Origin of the sequence: Undibacterium sp. Di27W, assembly GCF_049340345.1 — a bacterium.
In the GTDB taxonomy this organism is placed as follows: domain Bacteria; phylum Pseudomonadota; class Gammaproteobacteria; order Burkholderiales; family Burkholderiaceae_D; genus Undibacterium.
The window spans coordinates 1-420 of sequence record NZ_JBMPOS010000105.1; the positions used below are offsets into that span (position 1 = coordinate 1).

General features: G+C 54.5%; 1 protein-coding gene. It reads right to left on the reverse strand.

Annotated features, from left to right (window positions below; translation table 11 throughout):
• Positions 1-420: LysM peptidoglycan-binding domain-containing protein (locus tag ACO0LF_RS31495; RefSeq protein WP_423021352.1), on the reverse strand; the 420-nt coding region annotated here is incomplete at both ends.

A 420-nucleotide genomic window follows, 5' to 3' on the forward strand; every position in this document is an offset into this window, starting at 1 on the left:
CCATTGGCGTCGGCAATGAGGTACCACAGGGTGGCGTCGCCCCAGACGGTCTTGGCGATGCTTTGCAGGGTGTCACCCTGCTGGGTGATGTACATGCTGGGGCCGTTACCCGACAAGGCGCTTTGTTTGATGTAGCTTTGGTTGATGCTGTCTGTCAGGTAGTCTTTGCTGCTGGTACCGATGAGCTGGTCGTTGACTAAGAGGCTGTAGGTGTTGTCACCTTTTTGTTCTTTGCGCAGGATGTGGCCTGCGGTATCAACAAAGAATTTGCGCACGCCAGTTTCCTTGCCATCGTCGACGCTGATGAGGTGGCCATTGACGTCGTAGGTGTTGGTGGTGGTGCCTCCGCCACTATCGGCCTTGATGGTGCTGACCTGGTAGTTGTCGAACTGGTCGGCTGTGTTGTAATTATAGTCAACA